Origin of the sequence: Mycoplasma anserisalpingitidis (assembly GCF_007858495.1) — a bacterium.
In the GTDB taxonomy this organism is placed as follows: Bacteria; Bacillota_I; Bacilli_A; order Mycoplasmatales; family Metamycoplasmataceae; genus Mycoplasmopsis; species Mycoplasmopsis anserisalpingitidis_A.
In genome coordinates this window covers 221,938-237,780 of the sequence record NZ_CP041663.1, presented here as the reverse complement: position 1 = coordinate 237,780, position 15,843 = coordinate 221,938, and the positions used below count along the sequence as shown (strand labels likewise).

Genomic DNA, 15,843 nt, shown 5'->3' with positions numbered 1-15,843 from the left:
ATCCAATTATATTTATTTTTTTAGACGGACTAGAGCTTTTCAGAAATATTTCCACATAAAATTTATTAATGTGATTTAGTAAAATTATATTAGGAGATAAATTTATGAAAAATACGTATTTATATGATAATGTAGAGCTTGAAACTCTTGAATTAGATAATAATAAAAATAAAACAATATTCATAATTCATGGTTTTACAGCCGATTTTGACAATCTCTCTATAATTACTGAGCATTTCAAAAAAGATTTTAACGTTTATTCAATTAATCTGCCAGCACATGGTAAAAGTAAAACTAATGAGAATTTGAATGATATTTATGCTTATTGTGACGTTGTTGTAGATTTTATTAAAAATAAAAAATTAAAAAATATTTATTTAGTTGGACACTCAATGGGAGGACTAATAGCTGCATTAATTTATCAAAGAATCAAAGATGAAATTGATAAAGTTTTATTAATTGCTCCAGCAAATTTAACCACCCTAGAAATAGGTGAAAAGTTGAAGTACGCCTTTTTTAAAGGAACCCTTCTTTCAAAAATTACTTTTGTTAGATATTCGTATCATAACTGATTTAAGGCACTAAGAGATAAGAATTTTAGAGCTAATTCAGCTAAATGATATGAAGAACATAAGCAATACATGAATGATTATTATAAAGTAGGGCATCAATTCATGGAAGAAGATATTCTTAAAGATGAAGAAGAAATGATTAGAGATATTGATAAACCACTTGGATTACTTTGCGGTAAATCGGATAATATTGTTAATCAAAAGAAGATTTGAGATTATTTTAAGAGAATTAAACCTGAAACAAAAATGTATAAAATCAATGCTTGCGGACACAATCCTTGAAGAGAAAATAAAGAAGATGTTTTACAAGCAATAGAAGGATTTTTCAATGAGTAAAAATAAATTATTTCTTAGTGAAGAAGAAATAAAAAATGAAATTTATAATGCACAAGAAAAACTTAAAAATGGAATAATTATTGAAAAAACTATTCCTGATTATTGAACAAATGGAATTAATAAAAAACTTTCAAGAAAAAAATTAATTTATTTATCAATCTTTACCGGGTTATTTGGTGTTGATAGATTTTACCTAGGAAAGAAAATTTCAGGTATTACCAAATTATTCTTTAGTATTATAGGTGTTGTGATAGTGGCTTTGATAATTAATTTTAAACCATGAAATATTAGTGATGTTTCAACTTTAGTAAATGTGTGAATTTTCATTTCATTAGCATTGGTAGTTGTTTTATCATTTTATATTATTGATATTGTTATTTCCATAAAAAATCCAAGAGACTCTGAATTTAGGAGTGTAAAATAATGGAAACATCATTAATTCAAAAAATAAAAAATCTTGGTGCTAAAAAAATCATTGCATTAGTTATTTTGGCTTGTCTTGATCTATTTGTCATTTCTCTTCCATATTACATTAAATCTGCTATACCTAATTTTTATAAGTATATGCATGTTGATGAATCAGTTTTACTTAGCTGTTCAGCTATTATAGGTTGAGTAACAATCATTACTCAACTACCGGGTGGTTGGTTAGCTGATAAATTCTCGAATAAAAAATTATTGATGATTGGTGTTGCACTAACATTCTTTATGAGTGTATGATTTGCTTTCTTAATTATTTTTGGACATCAAATGCAAAATAATATTTGATTGCAATATCAATATTACATAATTTTCTTTATATGAGGAATAAGCACCACTCCATTTTTCTGAAGCCCACTGTGAAGACTGGTTTCGCAACAAACCACTAAAGAAGAACAAGGTCTTGCTTTTGCAGTTCAGGGTTCATTTGTAGGTATAGTTGGTTTTGTTTTCACTGGAATTGTAGCGTTTATTGTTATTACTTTAATTGAAGGTAAATCAGTAGAACAATCAAGTCTTTATGTTGGACTTTACATGCTTTTATTTAGTGTTTGTTTACTTATTTTATTCTTTGGACTAGTCTTCTATGTAAAAGAATATAGAAAAGAACAAGAAGATAAAGAATCGTTCAAGAAGATTTTAAGATTGTTAAGTAATTGAAAAGTTTGAATGCTTTCAATCTTCTTATTGGGAATGTATTCATTCCAAAGTACTTTTACATACTACTTAAATCAACTGTTATCAAACACCATCAGAGAAGCTCTTGGAATTCCGGTAGCAATATTGACAATTTTATTTGCCGTTAGAGTTTACTTCTTAAGACTTTTTGTTGGTGGTTTATTGATGAAAGTTGGAGATAAATTCAAGTCATTTATTCTATTATTAGTTATAGTTGCTAGTTTAGGTTTAATTTTAACTTTAATATTCATGTTCATGCCAGGTTTCTTTAATAATAGTTATGTAAATTATAGTAGAGGATTATTGTGATTTATGTTTATAACTATGAATGTATTGTTCATGATTATTATTACTTGTTCATGAATTATGGTAACTTTAAGATTTGCCCAACAAGCTGAAATTACTACTCCAAAAAATTCATATGGATCTATGACAGCTATTTTATCATTAATTGGATTTAGTTCTGATGCTTGAATGAGCCAAATTGGTTCAAGTATAACTAGCGTTTATAAAGTTCAAGTTACTGAAGCTTTACATAATGCAGGTAGATTTACTGATTTTAATGTTGGTGACTATGCTACTGATCCAATTGCTTATCAAATCATTATAATTGTTGGTTGTGTGGTGGCATTAATCGGAATTCTAGCTGGATTAACTGTTTACATCTCCGAAACTAAATTTAATAAAAAATATAATATTAAATTCTATCGTTGAAGAGATGTTCAAAATTAAAAAATATGCAGTTCTTATAAAACTGCATTTTATATTAAAAAGACTAAATAAGCGGTTTTAATAATTTGTAAAATAATTTTTTTATAATATTTTTGTTTGAATTGTACTTATTAAAATTAGTAAATTCAATACATTTTTCTTTGTAATTATCAAATACTTTTTTAATTTCTTTTACCGATTCACCTTCAATTAAATCTGTTGTTTCATATTGAGCAAACATACTTCTTGCATCCATGTTACTCGTACCGAATCAAGCTATTTTGTCATCAACTAAACCAACTTTACTGTGTAGAAAATGATCTTTATAAATATAAACTTTAAGACCAAAATTAATTAATTCTGAAACTTCATTTAAACTTACTTGATAAACGGTTTTTTTATCTGGAAAACCAGGTAAATATACTTCAACCTCAACTCCAGAATACAATGCTGAAATAATTTGTTTTTTCAATGACTCAGTAATACTAAAATAAGGTGTACTAATTTGTATTTTTCTTTTCGCATTAGCAAAAAGTTTAATCCAACTATTTTCAGCGTTAGAATATTTTATAAGCGGTGTGTCATATATTAGTAAAGCTATATTTTTAGAACTATTTTGTTCTTCATTAAATTTTAAATTTAATTCAATTTCTTTGTTGGTTACCATTTTTCAGAATTTTGCAAAATGAACTATGTATGTATTAACGTAATCTCCACTAAATTTATAACTAAAATCGATTCAATGACCATATTTTTTGCTATAGGAACTATATTCATCCGATATATTATTACCACCTGAATATACAACTCTATTATCTATGATTATAAATTTTTGGTGATTTCTATAAAAACTTTTGCTTGTTATAAATGGATATAATATTTTTCCAATATATTCATATTCAAAGTTTTTATATTTTTTTGATAATTTTTTGAATATCTTATTTTTTACCGTTCCAGAACCAAAGTAATCAATTAATCATTTAATTTTTACACCTTCCTTCAATTTTTCTTCAATTAAGTAAAGGATTTCATCAAAAATTTCTGATTTTTTAATTATGTATGAAATAATGTTAATAGAAGAATTTGCATTTTTTAACTCTTTTTTCAACTCTTCAAAGTAGGTTCAACCTTCATTATAAAATTCAAAATCAGCAGATAAAGCTACAGTATGATTCATTTTTTCTAATTGTTCTATAGTTCTTTTGGGATTTTTATTTTGTTTGCAATAACTTGTTAAATCATATTTGCTATCTTTATTAATTGTTGACTCTTTTTTATTTGAATAAGTTAAACCATAAGTTAAAAATAGTATATGACCAATTATCGGTAAAATGAGCATTATCGCTGTCCATGAAAACTTTGCATAAGTTTGACGTTTTTGATTCAATAGTAAAATAATTATTATTAAATTCAATACATATGAACTGAAGACAATTAATAAAAAGAAATATCTATTTATCATAAAGAAAAAATAGGTAACACCTAAAAAATAAGCGGTAAAAATTAGTAATACTAACATAAATAAAGCAAATTTTTTTATATGTTTTATCTTCATAATTTCTCCTAATTTGTTTTAAATTATATTGAATTTTTCTTTAAATTAACTTTTAGATATAAAAAGCATAAACATAAGTTTATGCTAAATTTTTATTTATTCAATGCTATTAAAAGTCCTTTATTTGTGAATTTTTCACCTTGAAATAAGCATTTTTCTAGCTCTGGGTAATCAATAAATGGATTTCTAACAGCCCGATAAATATTATAAATTTGATTATTTCTGTTAATATCAAATGAATCTACTGGATCATTGTTATTTCATTTTAAATAAAGTTTAAGATATTCGTCAGTTAAATGTGAAATAGTATTATTTGAGAATACATCATTAGAGATATAAATATTTTGTTCAGCGTAAGTTATTGCAAAATATAAATAACATCTAGCAATATCACCCTTAAATTCATCAATAGGCTCAAAAACATATTTTCCGTTAGAATTAGTACCTAATTTTGAACCATTTTGGGATGTTTTAGATACTTTAACAACCTCACCATGAGGATAATTACCTCTAATATTATTTACTTTAATGTCAGTTGGTCAAACAAATTGAGCATCAGAACGAATCGGTTCTAATCTATTGAATCACGATTGTGGTATAACATGTTCACGGTTTGTACCATCACCTTCATTAGCGCCACCAGTTGTTTCATAAATACTAAAAGTATAAGGATCAATGCCACTAGGATTTTCGCTATAAACATCTAAAATGGTTTTATCATTTTCGTAGTATAAATCTTTAAAAGCAATTGTGTTATTATAAAATGATGGTAAACTTCCGTAATTTTTACTTGTATCATTTGCTTTGCTTCATTGTAATTTAACTAAAGCTTTGAATAATTCTTCGCCCGTTAATCCTTCTAGTGGAGCGTAATATTCTAAAGCTTTTGTACTTTTGTCATAAATATAATTTGAAGGAACTTCAACATTTTTATCTGAATCAGAATTTTCACCATTATTTTTTTCAGGGTTTGATGGAGTTTCGGGAGTAGTTCCTGGTGCTTCAACTTTTGGTTGTTCAGGTTTAATGTCTTCTTTATTATTTACACAAGAAGCTGAGACAGCTAGAAGTGTAGTTGAAGATAAAATTGAACCAATTAATAATAATTTATTTTTTACTTTTTTCATTTTTAAATTAGATTAATAAAAAACTTCCAGAATTACTGGAAGTTTTATTAGTATCCACCTTTACTTTCTTTTCCTTCGATAATGGAAACAGAACGGCTTGTACCAAATCTTGTAGCTCCAGCATTGTACATATTAATTAAGTCATCCATGTTTGAAATTCCACCAGCAGCTTTAATTAATAATTTATCACCACAAACAGATTTCATAGTTTGAACATCCTCTAAAGTTGCCCCTCTATATGAAAATCCCGTTGATGTTTTGATAAACTCAGCACCAGATTTCATAACAATTTCCGTAGCTCTTTTAATTTCTTCTGTTGTTAAAAGAGCAGTTTCGATAATAACTTTCAATACTTTTGAACCACAAGCAGCTTTAACCGCTTTAATGTCATTTAAAACATATTCATCATCCCCTTGTTTAAAACGACCTACGTTAATAACCATATCAATTTCATCAGCACCATGATCAATTGCTAATTTAGTTTCATGCGCTTTAGCTTGAGTGATCATTGCTCCAAGAGGGAAACCAACAACTGAAGTAATACCAATTTCAGTTCCTTTTAATTTATCTTTACAGTATTTTACTCATGAAGAGTTCACGCATACAGTTTTAAAATCATACTTAATAGCTTCAGCAATTAGTTTATCAATTTCTTTAGTTGTAGCTTCAGCTTTTAAAAATGTATGGTCAATCATTTTATTGTAATTCATATTTTCTCCTATTTTAATCTATCAAGAATAATTTTATTCTCAACTTTTTCCTTGTTGATTCTATATCCTTTTTTAAGCTCACTAATTAATTCAGTGTTAATTGGATTTGAAGAGTAAAGTGTGAATAAAACATCTCCTCTTTTAACTGATTCATTTGTTTTTTTATTAATTGTAATTCCAGCTTCATTATCGATGAAATCTTCTTTTCTAGCTCTACCAGCACCAAGTTTCATAGCTGTAATTCCAACTATTAATGAGTCAAAAATTTCCATGTATCCATCTTCATCAGATTTTATTTCTAACGAATATTTAGGATTTCAGAATTTTGGATCTTTAAGTGCATTAACATCACCATTTTGAAGTTCTATAAATTCATAGAATTTTTCTAAAGCTGAACCATTTTTGATAACTTGTTCAACTTTTTGAATTCCTTCTTCATGTGTTTTAACTATTTTAGCTTGTTCTAGAATTGTTGCACATGAAGAGTAAACAAGTTCTTTGAAATCTTCTGGTGCTTTTCCTTGTAAAGTTCAAATAGCTTCAAGAACTTCGTTTTTATTTCCGATTTCACGGCCAATTGGTCTAGACATATTTGTAATTTCGGCTCTTACATCTACGTTTAACTCTTTACCAATGTTAATCATTGTTCTTGCAAGTTCACGAGCGCTTTCTAAGTCTTTCATAAAAGCGCCATTACCACATTTTACATCAAGTAAAATTGCATTCGAACCTGTAGCAAGTTTTTTAGACATAATTGAAGAAGCGATAAGCGGAATAGATTCAACTGTTGCGGTTACATCACGTAATGCATAAATTTTTTTATCAGCCGGAACTAATTCATTTGATTGACCAATCACAGCGATATTATGTTCTTTAACTTGTTTTATAAAATCTTTTTCACTAAGTTCAACAGTAAAACCAGGGATTGATTCTAATTTATCAATTGTTCCACCGGTATGACCTAAACCACGTCCGCTCATTTTTGCTACTGGTGCGCCACATGCAGCAACAATTGGTGCAACCGCTAAAGTTGTTTTATCACCAACTCCACCCGTTGAGTGTTTATCTACTTTAATTCCAGGAATTTCAGAAAGATCCATAACTTTACCAGAATTCATCATGACCTTTGTAAAAGTTGCGATCTCTTCGGTATTCATCCCATTAAACATAACAGCCATTAAAAATGCTGAAATTTGATAATCAGGAATTTCATTTTTAACATATGAGCCAATTAAAAATTCAATTTCTGATTTATTAAGATTAAGACCATGTCTTTTCTTTTCGATTAAATCAACAGCTCTCATAATTATTTTGCTAAGTTAAGAGCAATCTCCATCATTTTTGTAAATGCTGTTTGACGTTGTTCAGCAGTAGTTAATTCGTTAGTAATTAAATTATCACTAATAGTTAATAAACAAGCTGCTTTTTTACCTAATTTTTCAGCATTTGTAAATAAAGCATATGATTCCATTTCAACACAACTTGCTTTTGTTGTATTAATTCTTTCTTCAAGTGGAACTGAACTGTAGAATACGTCCGAAGAGTGAATTCTATCAACATGTAAATTAATATTTAATTTTGAAGCAATTTGTTTGATTTCATCATTTAGTTCTATAGAAGGTTTAGCAATTAATTCGTCTTTACCTAGAACTAATTTTCTATAAGCGGTTCCATCAGCAATAGCTTCACTAGCTAGAACAACTTCATATAAACCTAAATCAGCTTTATATGAACCAGCTGAACCAATTCTTACAATTGTGTCTACATCATAAAATTTAAATAATTCATATGAGTAAATTCCTATTGAAGGACATCCCATACCACTACCAGCAATAGTAATTGGTTTTCCTTTGTATGTACCGGTGAACATAAACATATTTCTAACTACGTTTACCTTTTTGTATCCTGGGTCTAAGAATTTTTGAGCAATAAATTCAGCTCTAAGTGGATCTCCGGGCATAATAACTGTTTTTGCAATATCTTCTTTTTTGGCACTAATGTGTGGTGTCATATTATCTCCTTAATTTCTTTTTTATTAATATTTTACTGGCTAGTGAAACACTAACTAAATTTCTCTACAATTTTAATTTTATTAAAATTACGTTTGTATTACATTATTAATAAAATATTAAGTTAATATATCTTTTAAATTTTAGCACAAAGAACCAAAATAATCATAAGCAATTTACTCATTGAAAAAAATTTCATATATTAATTATTTTTAATAAATCAAGGCAATTCAAATTCATGTGGCTTAGCCATCATATTTTTAATAACATTATGAGCAAAACTTCCAGTATTTGGTAAATCTAATAATTCATCAAAACTATTTGAAATACCTAAATAATTGACATTATTAGTGTAGTAATTAGGTGCGTGTAAGAATTTTAATGGTGCACCAGAATTAATAGTAGTGATATAAAAATTATTTTGATCAAACACTCCGGTTCCAGAATTACCTGCATTGTAATATGTGGGCATAAACTTACCTTGTTTAGAGAAATTTGAACCTGTATCATTTAATGGATCATGGCGATTAATTATATAACCACTTTGCTTACCATATGGGAATCCATTTCATAAAAGTTGATCGACATGGTTATTTATTAACGAAAGTTTACGATCAATATTTGCAGTATACAACTGATATTTTCTTTTAGAAAGTTTTACACCTTCTAATTTTTTTCAATTTTCATATCAAAGAGCACTTTCGATACGTCCGTTTCTATAAAATTTTTCTATAAGTTCATTAATGTCAATAGTGAAAATTGTTATATCAGCATCAGCAGCTTTAGAAACTCCATCATTATTTTTTTGATCAGTTACGTTTTTTCCAGTTCATACCACAGTGGCGTTAGTAGTATCGGCATAAAGACCACTTCAGTACCCAAAACCAGCATCAACATTATTTGCATAATTAAATCCACTGCGAGTAATCAATAAATTAGTTGGTTTATTTGATGGCGAGTCGTTAACGTTTGATGAAATACCAATAACGTGATTGTTTGTAATTAGATAGAATTTTCCATCATCAGGATCTTCATTTACTTTAGCTAACATTGATGCTCCACCTCTGTTGAATGCAACTGAGCGGGCCATTAAGTTTTTAATAGAACTATTATTTTTATTAGCAAAATTAATAATTTCTGTATTGAATTTGTAACCATTATTTAAGTTAAAAATAACATTTTGATTTGGGTTATATTCAAATAGATCATCTAAATTTTTTTGATCATATCAAATAATAGGTGTATTTTCCTGATTGTAAGTCATTTTCTTGTAACTAAATAAGTTTGTTGGATTTTGGGTAAAATGTTCAAAAATTTCATTATTTTCATAATAAATAGCAATTTTGGCTGCGTAATTATCTACATAAAAAGCTCTTGAATTATCAAAAATATTATCTTGTGTTGCCTCAATCCGTTCAAATGCATGTGCATTAAGGTTTTTAACAATATCCTCAGTAATGATTTTTTGGTTTTTATCATTTAACTCTAAATCAAATTTAATTCCTAAACTTTCTAAAGTTACATTCAGAGTATAAGTTACAGTGCTATTCAGATCAATGTTAACATTTGAATTTTTATAAGTAACATTATCATCGATTTGATAAGTTATTTTACCATCGCTTTTTAATTGTTCGAAGTCAATTACTATTTTTCTAGCATCTTGTCCAGTAAGACGGTTAAACCTATTTGGATCTCATGAAGCGTTTCCTGCAAATAAAGTTAAGATAATTTTCTTATTAGTGTTGTTTGGATTGTTGAGTATGTCATTATAGTATTTACTTTTTAATTTTCAACTAGCATTATTTTGACTAATTTCTCAAAGAGCATCATTTAAATTCATTTCAACTTCACGTTTACGCATTACTAGATTATTTGGTGCAATGATTTGTTTTAAATTATTTTGCTGCATTACTGAATCAATATAAGAAATTTTATCTGATTTGTCAATCTGAGTTGCATTTTTATCTTTTTCAAAGCCTTCAACTAGATATAATACATCGCTAATAACTTCGTAATTAAATTCTGGGTCAATGTATTTTAATTTAACTAATGCAGTACCATTAAAATCATCAACTTCAATTATTTCAGCAACCGAGAAATTTTCTTTTCTAAGTAATTTTCATGAACCAACATGAGAATTTGCCTTAAATCTAACTACGCCAGTTAATGGTGAATAAACAAGATTATCATTAACAATAATTTTTTGTAGAATTTGATTTTGATTATCAAATTGCTCTTTATATGAACTAGCTTTAATTTTAATTCCAAATGAATTTTCTTGCAATGAAACAAAATTACTAGGAATATTATTTATTGCAACTTTAGGATAAAATTCTTCTTTTAATTCATTTTTAAGATTGAATAAAGTAATATTAGTTTCTGAAACAAACCTATATGTAGGATCTTCTTTATTTATAAATCCTAACTTAAAAGTGACTTTATCTTTTTCAGCAAATCTAATTGATGAAGAAGTAACTACATCTACATAGTAAATGAAAAATTTATTTTTAATTTCATTTAGTTTTTCGTTACTAATTTGTGATTCTAAATCTATAGGATTAAATATGTTATATTCCTTATTTATAAAGCTGTCTTGTATATTTGGTGAGTTTTTTTCACTATTATTAAAATCTCCCCCAAAAGAATTATCATTTTGGGTAGTAGAACTTACACCAATTTGTAATAAATAATTTAATTGAGAATACGATTTTTCGTAATCTAATAAATCTAAATCAATTACTGAATAACCATCCATTTTTTTAAGTGTAAAATTGCGTGAATTAATTTTATTCACTTCAGCTAAATAGGCATTTTTTTCAAATTCTTTTTCTCTATTTAAATTTGAAAAATCAGCTACAGTAAGGTTGGAATCATGTGGTAGATAATCATTAAAAGTAACTGGTTTGAAAAAATTCAAATAAATACTTGTTTGTAAATTCGGATCATTAATTAATTGATTGTCTTTTGCAATACCAATTTTAAATTTAGCTCAACCGTTAATATTTGAATAATTATTATCAATATCATCAACTAAAACAATTGAATACCTTCCTTTTTTAGGTAAGTGATAAACTTCATTAAATACTTTCTTATACTCCGAAGCGATAAAATTACTATGAGTTACTGTCTTATCAAGAATATTTAACTCTTTTCAAATATTAGAATTAGTTGTTTTATTAGAATGATTTGTTCCATTTTTAGTTTGTTCGAAAATACCTTGAATAAAGTTAAAATCTTCTAAATCTTGTTTTGAATTAGCTATTGATAAATTACTAAAATAATAGTTTGCATAAAATATCTCGTTAGTTAACTTATCAGTAAATTCATATTCAGCAAATATAAATCCTTTTTCATTATCGATTGAATAGTTATAAAGTTTGTTTAATTTATATTTTTCATGGTTAAAATCTATTAAATTAGTTAAAATATTTCTTATAACTTTTACTCTATCAAAACCTTTAGGATTAGGGTCGGTTAAATTTTTAGGAAAGTTAAAATAGTTGTCATTATTATCCAAAACACCAAAAACACTTAAATTACTATCATAAATTTCCTTAAAAAGTGAAAAATTGACTTTTTGATATTCATTTAAAGAGTAACTAGTTTGATTATAGTAATTACTTGCTGTTAAGTTTAAATCAATTGGATCGAGTGATTTTTCGTAAATTATTTCTTTAGAAGTTAATTTGATTTCGCTCAAAATTTGATCATTTCACTTTAATTGTGAATTTACAACAAGATATTTCTTACCAAGTTTACTTACATAACTAAAATCATTGTCTTTTATTTCTAAAGTAAAAAAGTTATTAATTAGTTTATTTTTTGGTTTAAATCATTTTATATTAATATTCTTTTTATCAAGAGAAACAAATTTACTTGAATCATATTCAAAATAATCATCAAGGGTTTTTGAAGTTATTTCGTTTATGGTATCACTAATTATTGAACCAACATCATTAGTAAAAATTAAACTTTTTGACACTTGTATTTCAGATTTTGTTTCTGGATTAATCGAATTATAGCTTATCAATAATTTATTTTTGTTTTGTTCATCCAATGTTAGAAATAACTTATCTTCTTTAATCAACTGTTCTAAATTATCATTACCTAAATTAATATCTAAAAATAAATTTATGTTATTTTTATTAATGCTTAAAGAAGATAAATGATTAGTTAATTTTGCTAATTCAAGTTTGGGATTAATACTAATATTCATTGAATTAGTTAATTTTTCAGCATATATTTGATCACTAATTTCATTATTTTCATTTATTAAATTTTCATAATAACTAGTAATTTGTGAAATCGAAGTTAAGCTATCAAGATAGCTATATTTACTATCTTTATTATTTATATAATTTAAGTTTTTTATTAAATTTTTAACTCTGTTTTTCTCATCAATTAATTCTTGTTCATCGTTAGGAATTAAATTGTTTTTTAATGATTCAATTTGATTATTTAAATCTTCTATTTCACTTTGACTAAAAAATTTATCAAATTTGTTATTTATAAAAGGATTTAACGCTTTTCAAGAATTAATGAATTCATATTTTGAATCGATACTGTAATTATTAAACTCATTTGAGTTAATAAAATCTTCAACATCATTAATTAAAACAATTAATTTTTTTTGACTGCGAATCTGAGTATTAATTTCATTTAGATAATTTTCGAATTCTTCTATATTTGATAATAAACTAATTTTATCAATGATTAACGCCTTTAATTCAGAGGATATTTTAACTTCTTCTAAGGAAGTGTCTAAGCTTAAAATTTTATTGTTAAATATTTTTTCGCCATCTAATTTTTCATAAAGCGATAAAAATTTTACTGCATTACTTTCGAAATCTTCAGAATAATAGTTAAATATATATTCTTTAATTTCGTTATTATAAATTAAGTTTCTATTCTTTATAGATTCGACTATTTTATTAAATTCTTTTGCATTATTTGAAAAATCTAGAAATTTAAATTTATTGTCATTGATTTGATTAGTTAATAATTTAACTATATAATTAACTTTTCCATCAATTAGTTCAATAGTTTTTTCAAAAAAAGTAATCAATTCATTAAAATTATCAATATTATTTATTTGATTTCTAAAACTATTTTTATAGTTTTGACTTATGAAATCTTTATCATTTATTTGTTTATACAAATCAATTTTAAGTTCTTCAATAGTGTCTATTACAATTTGATTTATTGTTGATAAATTATTATTGATATATTCGTCTAAATCAGAAATATTCCGATAAGAAAATGATTTATCTTGAATTTTCTTACTAACTTGATTAATAATTTCTAATAGTTTGTTTTTTACTTGTTCAATAGAGTGATAATCCTGCAATAAACTCTGTAAATTAGATAAATGTTGTTTTAGCTTAATAATATAAAGTTCAATATTTTGATTATTCTTTTGTTCAATTTCACTTATTATTGTGCTTATTTGTGTATTTTTTGTGACAATTTCATCAATTAAGTTATTTTTTGTTCATGAAATATTTAGAAATTCTTCAAGTTTTTTGAGTTCTTCTTGGTTATTGAAAACTTCTTTTAATTGATTAATTTTTAAAATTAAATTGTTAAATTTTTCTACTTCTTTAGTTCACATTTCATTAATTTGATTAGTTTTAATAACTAAATTATTAAATTCTAGCTCTAATTCAGTAAAATCATCGATGCTTAAATTCAAGGAATTGATTGAGTTATTTAAAAGCTTAATTAAATTGCTTTTCTGGCTATTTACGTCTCTAAATATTTCGAAATTATTTACAATCAAATCTGTTTCTATCTTTGATAATAGTTCATTAAATTTACCTTTAACTAATTCTATTTCCAAAGAGTTTTTGTCATTATTATTTTCATTATAACTTAAAATATCTTCTAATTTATCTTTATGTTTTATAAGAATTTGAAGTATATTTTCCAAATTATCTAAACTAGTTTGGTTATTTAATTTAATTTCACTAACTAATTTTTGTATATCTTTAGTTTCTTCATCATTGTTTATTTTTTGTATCAATATCATTATTTTATTTATTAAATTATTTATTTTTAATTCATAAGTTTTGAATGTTTCTTGCAATATTATTAATTGATTGTTTAGAAAGTTAAAAGTATCATTAAAAGTGTTGTTGTTTAATTTCTTGTTTTGAATATCATCTTTCAAATAATCTAGTTTTTTTAACACTTCATGATATAGATTATTATTTGAGTTATTTTCAATAATATTTTGAATTTTTGTGCTTACTTCTTTAGCAAGAATCTCATCAAAGATTATTTTTTTAGATTCTTGTTTTTGAGTATATATTTTTGACAGCTTATCTAAAAATTTATCTAATTCTTGAATATTTACCAATTCATTCAAGCTTTTGTTATTTTTCTGAATAATTAAAGATAACTCAGAATTATATTCAGAGAAAATATCTTTTGACTCTTTAAGATTTTCTAAGTTAGCAAAGAGTAAATTTATGTTAATAGTTTTTTCCTTGATTTCATTAACTAAATCAATAAACTCATTTTTTAATAAGATCATTTCTTTTTCATTGAAATTATTAATGAATTCTTGACTTAATTCAATGGTTTCATTTATAAAAACTAAATTATTTGGCAAATTATTTGTTATTAATTTATATTCAAGTAAATTATTTTTGTCAATATTATTTAATAAATTTTTGAATTCATTTAATATTTTAGTTTTTTTATTATTTTCTTCTAAATTATTGTTTTTGTTAAATAATAAAGAAGCGCCTATAGCAGAAGCGAGGATTGTTGTTGTTGCAGTTATAGAAGTTATTGCAATTACTTTTTTTCTTTTATTCATAATTCTCCTTAGATTAATTTAGATGCTTTATATTTGAATTTTACTTAAAAGAACTAAAATTTGATAAAAATAATGCAATTTCTAATGTTTTTATAAAATTAAAAGATAGTGTTATTTTCATATTAACTTGGATCATCGAAATATCTTAACGATTTAATTTTTGCTATTTCATATGTTTTTTTTTGTAAAGAAACACGTAAAAAATTAAAAAGTAAAAAACAACTAGATTTTTATCTAATTATCTTTATATTTTTTATTATTAATATTATTTTATTACTACCTATTTACTTGATTTAGTAAAACTTTTATTTTAATTTTACCTCCTTAAATCAATCTTTTTTATGCGATAGCAACGCCATCAAAGGAAATAATTAAATTTATTATATTAGTTATATCGTCATCAATAAATAATATCATATGATACAGATTTCTCAACTTTGATTTCTTGGGTGTTTCTTGAGTAGTTTCTTGGGTAGTTTCTTGGGTAGCCACACTACATTTAAACTATCAAGAACTTTAGATTTGTTTCTACAATTGCATTGGTGTAGTTATCTTTTCCATTATCTAAATAATTCTTAAGATTAGAGGACCCATTTTTTTAAAAATGAAACTTGTAATATCATATTCCTAAGAAATAAGACTATAGGAAAAGAATAAATCTTTAAGGCTTTTATCAAGATATTATCCTGTATCAAAACTTGTGTATTGATTCAAGGTAACAATAGTTCCGATCAGAAGGAATCTATTGTGGTTTACAAAATCTTATTATTGTAAATGTAAATGCTAATATACTCTAAACTAGGACACAAAAAGTTAATAAATAAACACCAACTTTTTTTGTC

General features: G+C 25.2%; 9 protein-coding genes. 3 read left to right on the top strand and 6 right to left on the bottom strand.

Features of this window, described 5'->3' with window-relative positions:
- Nucleotides 1-104 precede the first annotated feature (104 nt).
- Genes FOY43_RS00845 through FOY43_RS00835 form a run of 3 tightly spaced genes read left to right on the top strand, consistent with a single transcriptional unit; the run spans nucleotide 105 to nucleotide 2,798 of the window.
- Nucleotides 105-908, top strand: coding sequence for an alpha/beta hydrolase (locus FOY43_RS00845; protein ID WP_162847752.1), 804 nt, complete (start codon nucleotides 105-107; stop codon nucleotides 906-908).
- Nucleotides 901-1,332 carry an NINE protein gene (locus tag FOY43_RS00840; RefSeq protein WP_146308673.1) on the top strand — a complete coding sequence of 144 codons (432 nt, stop codon included), beginning with the start codon at nucleotides 901-903 and terminating at the stop codon, nucleotides 1,330-1,332. The genes FOY43_RS00845 and FOY43_RS00840 overlap by 8 nt, the downstream gene beginning before the upstream one ends.
- Nucleotides 1,332-2,798 (top strand): MFS transporter, encoded by a 1,467-nt coding sequence (locus FOY43_RS00835; protein WP_146308671.1) that lies wholly within the window; start codon nucleotides 1,332-1,334, stop codon nucleotides 2,796-2,798. Before FOY43_RS00840 ends, FOY43_RS00835 begins: the two co-directional genes overlap by 1 nt.
- Before the next feature lie 43 nt (nucleotides 2,799-2,841).
- On the opposite strand, the gene FOY43_RS00830 is transcribed toward FOY43_RS00835, so the two are convergent.
- The 6 genes from FOY43_RS00830 to FOY43_RS00805 form a co-directional block, all read right to left on the bottom strand.
- Nucleotides 2,842-4,332 carry a phospholipase D-like domain-containing protein gene (locus FOY43_RS00830; RefSeq protein ID WP_146308669.1) on the bottom strand — a complete coding sequence of 497 codons (1,491 nt, stop codon included), beginning with the start codon at nucleotides 4,330-4,332 and terminating at the stop codon, nucleotides 2,842-2,844.
- A gap of 92 nt (nucleotides 4,333-4,424) precedes the next feature.
- On the bottom strand, nucleotides 4,425-5,459 hold the full coding sequence (locus FOY43_RS00825) for an endonuclease (RefSeq protein WP_146308667.1): 1,035 nt from the start codon (nucleotides 5,457-5,459) through the stop codon (nucleotides 4,425-4,427).
- Between the two features lie 47 nt (nucleotides 5,460-5,506).
- A complete protein-coding gene (deoC, locus tag FOY43_RS00820; RefSeq protein WP_146308665.1) occupies nucleotides 5,507-6,169 on the bottom strand; it encodes a deoxyribose-phosphate aldolase in 663 nt (220 codons plus the stop codon).
- An 8-nt stretch (nucleotides 6,170-6,177) separates the two neighbouring features.
- The gene (locus FOY43_RS00815) at nucleotides 6,178-7,473 is read right to left on the bottom strand and encodes a pyrimidine-nucleoside phosphorylase (RefSeq protein WP_146308663.1); all 1,296 of its coding nucleotides are present in this window, start codon (nucleotides 7,471-7,473) and stop codon (nucleotides 6,178-6,180) included.
- 2 nt (nucleotides 7,474-7,475) lie between these two features.
- Nucleotides 7,476-8,180, bottom strand: coding sequence for a purine-nucleoside phosphorylase (gene deoD, locus FOY43_RS00810; protein ID WP_146308661.1), 705 nt, complete (start codon nucleotides 8,178-8,180; stop codon nucleotides 7,476-7,478).
- 200 nt (nucleotides 8,181-8,380) lie between these two features.
- Nucleotides 8,381-15,001, bottom strand: coding sequence for an MGA_1079 family surface serine endopeptidase (locus FOY43_RS00805; RefSeq protein ID WP_146308659.1), 6,621 nt, complete (start codon nucleotides 14,999-15,001; stop codon nucleotides 8,381-8,383).
- Nucleotides 15,002-15,843 lie beyond the last annotated feature (842 nt).